General features: G+C 74.9%; 5 protein-coding genes. 1 reads left to right on the plus strand and 4 read right to left on the minus strand.

From position 1 onward, the window contains the following. The 4 genes from tsaE to FGF04_RS15930 form a co-directional block, all read right to left on the minus strand. Positions 1 to 556: tRNA (adenosine(37)-N6)-threonylcarbamoyltransferase complex ATPase subunit type 1 TsaE (gene tsaE, locus FGF04_RS15915; RefSeq protein WP_188114098.1), on the minus strand; the 556-nt coding region annotated here is incomplete at its 3' end. Further along, on the minus strand, positions 522 to 1,772 hold the full coding sequence (locus FGF04_RS15920; RefSeq protein WP_149511946.1) for an alpha/beta fold hydrolase: 1,251 nt from the start codon (positions 1,770 to 1,772) through the stop codon (positions 522 to 524). The genes FGF04_RS15920 and tsaE, both read right to left, overlap by 35 nt. Positions 1,773 to 1,923: 151 nt before the next feature. Continuing rightward, a complete protein-coding gene (gene alr, locus FGF04_RS15925) occupies positions 1,924 to 3,075 on the minus strand; it encodes an alanine racemase (RefSeq protein ID WP_149511947.1) in 1,152 nt (383 codons plus the stop codon). Positions 3,076 to 3,131: 56 nt separating this feature from the next. Beyond that, positions 3,132 to 4,562, minus strand: a complete 1,431-nt coding sequence (locus tag FGF04_RS15930; RefSeq protein ID WP_149511948.1) for an NAD(P)H-hydrate dehydratase — start codon at positions 4,560 to 4,562, stop codon at positions 3,132 to 3,134. Between the two features lie 267 nt (positions 4,563 to 4,829). Here FGF04_RS15930 and FGF04_RS15935 point away from each other — a divergent pair, with 267 nt between their 5' ends. Then, the gene (locus tag FGF04_RS15935) at positions 4,830 to 5,741 is read left to right on the plus strand and encodes a hypothetical protein (RefSeq protein WP_149511949.1); all 912 of its coding nucleotides are present in this window, start codon (positions 4,830 to 4,832) and stop codon (positions 5,739 to 5,741) included. Positions 5,742 to 5,890 lie beyond the last annotated feature (149 nt).

Here is a 5,890-nt window from a genome sequence, read left to right on the forward strand (position 1 = left end):
GCCCCCCACCGGCCCCCCACCGCTCCCCGACCCCCCGCAGCGTCACCCGCCGGACCTCGTCCGTCGTGTCGCCCTCCGCCCGGTGGATCAGCACGTGCAGCCGGTCGTCCGTCAGCTCCTCGACCTTGCCCTCACCCCACTCGACGACGATCACGGAGTCGGACAGCGACACGTCGAGGTCGAGGTCCTCCATCTCGTCGAGCCCGCCCCCCAGCCGGTAGGCGTCCACGTGGACCAGCGGCGGCCCGTCGCCGAGGGATGGGTGCACGCGGGCGATCACGAAGGTCGGTGAGGTGACCGCGCCCCGGACGCCGAGCCCTTCGCCGAGCCCGCGCGTCAAGGTGGTCTTGCCCGCGCCCAGTTCGCCGGTGAGCATCACGAGGTCCCCGGCGCGCAGCAGTCCGGCGAGCCCGCGTCCCAGCTCCTGCATCCGCTCGGGCGAGGTGACGGTCAGCTCGACCGAGGCGCCGGCCGGGAAGGAGGACGTCGGGGAGGCCGCGCGCTCCGGCGCTCCCAGGGGGTCAACCGCGTCGTGCGGTGCTGCTGGTGCTTCCATAACCGCCCACGGTAGCCCCTGCCGGGACGGCGCCGACGCGGGTCAGCAGGTCGGCGAGCCGGTCGGTCACGGCCTCCGGGTGCTCCAGCATCACGAGGTGCCCGGCGTCCGGCACGAGCACCAGTTCGGCGTCCGGCAGCAGGTCGGCGATGGCCTCGCTGTGCTCGCTGGGCGTCACCAGGTCCTTGACCCCGGCCAGGACCAGCACGGGCAGGTCGGCGAACCGGGCGAGCGCCGCGGTCTTGTCGTGGTCGGTGAAGGCCGGGTAGAACTCGGCGACCACGTCGATCGGCGTGCCCTCGATCAGCCGCTCGGCGAACCGCGCGACCGCCGGGTCGACGTCCCTGGACGCGAACGAGTACCGCTTGATGATCCCGGCGAACAGGTCGGCGGTGGCGCGGCGCCCGCGCTCCACCAGCTCGGCCCGCTGCCCCAGTGCCTTCAGCACACCGGGCAGGACGCGCCGCACCGCGTTGACGCCGGCGACGGGCAGCCCGAAGTTGACCTCGCCGAGCCGCCCGGACGACGTACCGACCAGGGCCACGCCGACCACGCGCTCGCGGATCAGCTCGGGGTACTGGTCGGCCAGGGCCATCACCGTCATGCCGCCCATCGAGTGGCCGACGAGCACGAGCGGGCCCTCGGGCGCCGCCGCGTCGACGACGGCCTTCAGGTCCCGGCCGAGCTGGTCGATGGTGACCGGCATGCCGTCCTCGGTCTGCGCCACGCCCCGCCCGGACCGGCCGTGGCTGCGCTGGTCCCAGTGGACGGTCCGCACGACCCCGCGCAGGGCGGCCCGCTGGAAGTGCCAGGAGTCCTGGCTGAGGCAGTAGCCGTGGCTGAAGACGACGGTGACCGGGGCGGGCGCCCTGCGGCCGAAGAGCCGGCGGCGGCGCGGGGCCAGCGTGTCGTCGGTCTCCACCTCGTCGACCTCGTAGTACAGCTCGGTGCCGTCGTCGGCGGACGCCTTGCCCGGCGTGCCGCGCAGTGCCCCGTACGGGCCGGCCGAGTCGAGGGCGAGCCGCGCCTTCCTGCGCATGCCGCGGCCGACCGTGAGCCGTTCCACGGCGACCCCGGCGGCGGCGCCCGCGGCGACCACGCCTATCGCGGCGCCGGCGACGCCCGCCCGGCGCCAGCTCGCGGGCCCGGCCGCGGAGACGGCCGAGGACGCGGCCGCGGCCACCTCCACCGCTGCCTCCGCACTGCTCTCGCTCACGAACCGCTCCTCTTCACCGGGTCCTGCCCCTGGCCCATGTCCGCGCACGCCGCCGCTCCCACGACCGCCGTGCCCTGCCCCGCTGTGTCCTGCCCCGCTCTGCCCTGCCCGCCGTGCCCGGTACCTGTGTGTAGTGGGTACCGACTACCGACTACCCCACTTGTTCTTCATTCACGTAGACGCGCGGCACGCGGGTTCCGATGCGGGTGACGATCTCGTACCCGATCGTGCCGGCGGCCCGCGCCCAGTCCTCGACGGTGGGCTCCCCCCGGTCGCCGGGCCCGAACAGGACCGCCCGGTCGCCCACCGGCGGCTCGTCCCCGCCGAGGTCGACCGCGAACTGGTCCATCGCGACCCGCCCCGCGACCGTCCGCCACTTGCCGCCCACCAGCACCGGTCCGGCGCCGGAGGCGTGGCGCGGGACGCCGTCCGCGTATCCGACGGGGACCAGGCCGAGGGTGGTGTCGCCGGTGGTGACGTAGTGGTGCCCGTAGCTGACGCCGTGGCCCGCCGGTACGTGCTTCACCAGCGCGAGCGACGCCGACAGCGTCATCACGGGCCGCAGCCCGAGTTCCTCGGCGGTGCCCAGCTCGGGGCTCGGCGAGATGCCGTACGTGGCGATCCCGGTCCGTACGAGGTCGAAGTGAGTCTCGGGGATCGTGAGGGTGGCGGGCGAGTTGGCGATGTGCCGCACCTCCGGGCGCAGGCCCTGCGCCTCGGCGTACGCCACCATCTCGCGGAAGACGGTGAGCTGCGCGCGGATGGAAGGGTGGCCCGGTTCGTCGGCGCAGGCGAAGTGGGACCACAGGCCGGTGACGGCCACCAGGCCCTCGGCCTCGGCCCGGCGCGCCGCGGCGACCAGCTCGGGCCAGTCGGCGGGCTGGCAGCCGCCCCGCCCGAGGCCGGTGTCGGCCTTGAGCTGGACGCGGGCGGTGCGCCCCGTCGCCCGCGCCGCCCCCACGGCCTCGCGCAGGGCCCACAGCCCGCTGACGCCCAGGTCCAGGTCGGCCTCGACGGCCTCCCGCCACGGGCCGCCCGGGGTCCACAGCCAGCACATGATCCGGCCCGTCAGACCGGCCGCGCGCAGGGCGAGGGCCTCTTCGGGGGTGGCCGTGCCCAGCCAGGTGGCACCGGCGTCGAGGGCCGCGCGGGCACAGGGCACGGCCCCGTGTCCGTACGCGTCGGACTTGACCACCGTCATGACGGCGGCGCCCGGCGCCTTGGCGCGCAGGGTCCGCACGTTGGCCCGCAGGGCGGCCAGATCGATCTCGGCGCGGGCACGCGCGGGTGCTGTCTCAGTCATCGCGCCCAGTCTCTCAGAGCCCCCCGCCCCACCCTCCGCGTACCCGCACCACGTCCTCAGTCCGTGACGTCGCGCCAGGCCTCGCGCACCGCCTCGGCCACGTCGTGCGCCCCCACGGGCGCCCCGTCCGCCGCGCGCCGTCCGGCGAGTCCGTGGAGGTACGCCCCGACGCTGCCGGCGTCCAGCGCGTCGAGCCCGGCGGCGAGCAGCGACCCGGCCAGCCCGGACAGCACGTCCCCGCTGCCCGCGGTGGCCAGCCAGCCGGTGCCGGTGGGGTTCACCCGCACGGGGCCGTCGCCCGGGGAGGCGACGAGCGTCGTCGACCCCTTCAGCAGGACGGTCGCCGCGTACCGCTCGGCGAGTTCCCGTACGGCCCGCAGCCGCGCCCCCTCCACCTCCTCCCTCGCCACGCCGAGCAGCGCGGCGGCCTCTCCGGCGTGCGGGGTGAGCAGGGTGGGCGCGCGCCGGGCCCGTACGGCGTCCCGGTCCGCGAGCCGCAGCCCGTCGGCGTCCACCAGCACGGGCACGTCGGTCCCCAGCACGGCCGCGACGGCGTCGGCATCGTCCCCGGCGCCGGGGCCCACGACCCAGGCCTGCACCCGGCCGGCCTGCTCCGGCGTCCCCGTCGACACCAGGGTCTCGGGGAAGCGGGCGAGCACCGCGTCCCCGGCGGGCCCGACGTACCGCACGGCGCCGGCGCCGCCCCGCAGCGCTCCGGCGACGGCCAGCACGGCGGCGCCGGGATAGCGGGAGGACCCGGCAGCGATGCCGACGACCCCCCGCCGGTACTTGTCACTCTCGGCGGCCGGCACGGGCAGCAGGCGGGCCACATCGGCGTGCTGCAACGCTTCCAGTTCCGCCTCGCCGGGGAACGCGAGCCCGATGTCGACGAGCCGCACGGACCCGGCGTACTCGCGCGCCGGGTCGACGAGCAGGCCGGGCTTGTGGGCGCCGAAGGTGACGGTCAGGTCGGCGCGCACGGCGCTGCCGTGCACCTCGCCGGTGTCGGCCTCGACGCCGCTGGGCAGGTCGACGGCGACGACGGCGGCACGGGTCTCGCCGATCACGTCGACGAGCGCGGCGGCGTCGGGGCGCAGCCCGCCCGTCCCCCCGATCCCGACGATCCCATCGACGACGAGATCGGCGCGGCGCAGCGGCTCCTCGGCGTCCGCCCCCGGCACGGTCCTGCCCCCGGCGCGGCGCAGGGCGGCGAGGGCCTCGGGGTGGGTGCGGTCGGGCGCGAGCAGGACGGCGGTGACCCCGGCGCCCCGCCGCGCCAGCCGGGCGCCGGCGTAGAGGGCGTCGGCGCCGTTGTCCCCGCTGCCGACGAGCAGCACGACCCGGCGGCCGTATACCCGCCCCAGCACATCGGCGCAGGCGGCGGCGAGCCCGGCGGCCGCCCGCTGCATCAACACCCCGTCCGGAAGCCGAGCCATGAGCTCCCGCTCGGCGGCCCGCACCATCTCCACGCTGTACGCAGTACGCATGGGACGAGTGTCGCGCACGGGCCGCCCACGCGGGCCGGTTGCCGGCGGTCGCCCGAGGCGCTGCGCCCCCTCCTGTCCGACTTACGACGCCTGCCCCTGATGTTGGCTGAAACATCAACTCATCACAGCTGAAACACAGTTGTCGTAGATCCTTCCGGTTGGCAGACTCACCTCGCCGACGAAAACACACGGACAAACGTTCGAACGCATATGCACGAACCCACGTCGGTGAACGGGGCTCACGTCATCTCACCAGGGGGAACACCCATGCATCTCAGCCTGCCCAAACGCGTCCTGGCACGTGCCACCACCACCCTCGCGCTGGCGCTGGCCATGGCCGCCGGCACCACCGGTCTGCTCTCCGGCGCCGAAGCGCACGCCCTGCCCGTCACCGAGGGCTCCTTCAGCTTCGGCGGTGACGAGGACGACTACATCAGCGGCGGCCGGTCCTACGCCTACGCGACGGCGTCCCAGGACCGCATGAGTGCCTTCGCCAACGCCGACAACGGGGTGATCAGCGTCTCCGTGGACGGGGCGAACGGCGACTGGTGGTCCCTGGACCTCGCGGCGCCGTCCGGCGAGAAGCTGGCTCCCGGGACCTACACGGGGGCCACCCGCTACCCCTTCAACGAGGGGACCGAGCCGGGCCTGTCGCTCGGCGGCAACGGCCGCGGCTGCAACCAGCTCACCGGCACCTTCACCGTCTCCGCGGTGGAGTTCGGCCCCCAGGGGTACGTGAAGAACCTCGACGCCACCTTCGTGCAGCACTGCGAGGGGGGCACCGCGGCCGCGCGCGGTGAGATCCACATCGAGAACCCGGCCCCGCCGGCCGAGCTGGGCCTGGACCTCGGCATCGCCCTGGACGGCACCGCGAGCGCCCTCAACGGCAAGGCCACCCTGCACGGCACGGTGAGCTGCAACAAGCCGGTGCGGGTGACCGTGGCGGGCGACGTCACGCAGGTGAAGAAGCGGGACCTCATCCGCGGTTCCTTCTCCACGACGGTGTCCTGCACCCCGGGCACTCCGGCCGCCTGGAGCGGTACGGCCGTGCCCACCGGCTCGGTCCCCTTCCAGAAGGGTGACGTCGAGGTCGAGGGCCGCGCGACGGCGACGGACCCGGACTACGACCAGGCGACGACGGTCGGCGAAACGGTAGCGGTCCACCTCACCCGATCCTGACCCCCACACCCTGACGGCCCCGGGCCCCACTTCTCAGGAGGAGTAGGGCCCGGGGCAGTCCTTCGCCTTTAAGGGGCGCGGGGAACTGCGCAATCTTTTGCTTTTAAGGGGCGCGGGGAACTGCGCGACCAGCCACAACGCACCCGCAG

Origin of the sequence: Streptomyces apricus, assembly GCF_008369065.1 — a bacterium.
Classification (GTDB): domain Bacteria; phylum Actinomycetota; class Actinomycetes; order Streptomycetales; family Streptomycetaceae; genus Streptomyces; species Streptomyces apricus.

Bases quoted from the DNA above. Each gene is read 5' to 3' on its own strand.
- FGF04_RS15935 (WP_149511949.1), top strand. From the start codon at position 4,830: ATGCATCTCAGCCTGCCCAAACGCGTCCTGGCACGTGCCACCACCACC.
- FGF04_RS15930 (WP_149511948.1), bottom strand. From the start codon at position 4,562: ATGCGTACTGCGTACAGCGTGGAGATGGTGCGGGCCGCCGAGCGGGAG.
- alr (WP_149511947.1), bottom strand. From the start codon at position 3,075: ATGACTGAGACAGCACCCGCGCGTGCCCGCGCCGAGATCGATCTGGCC.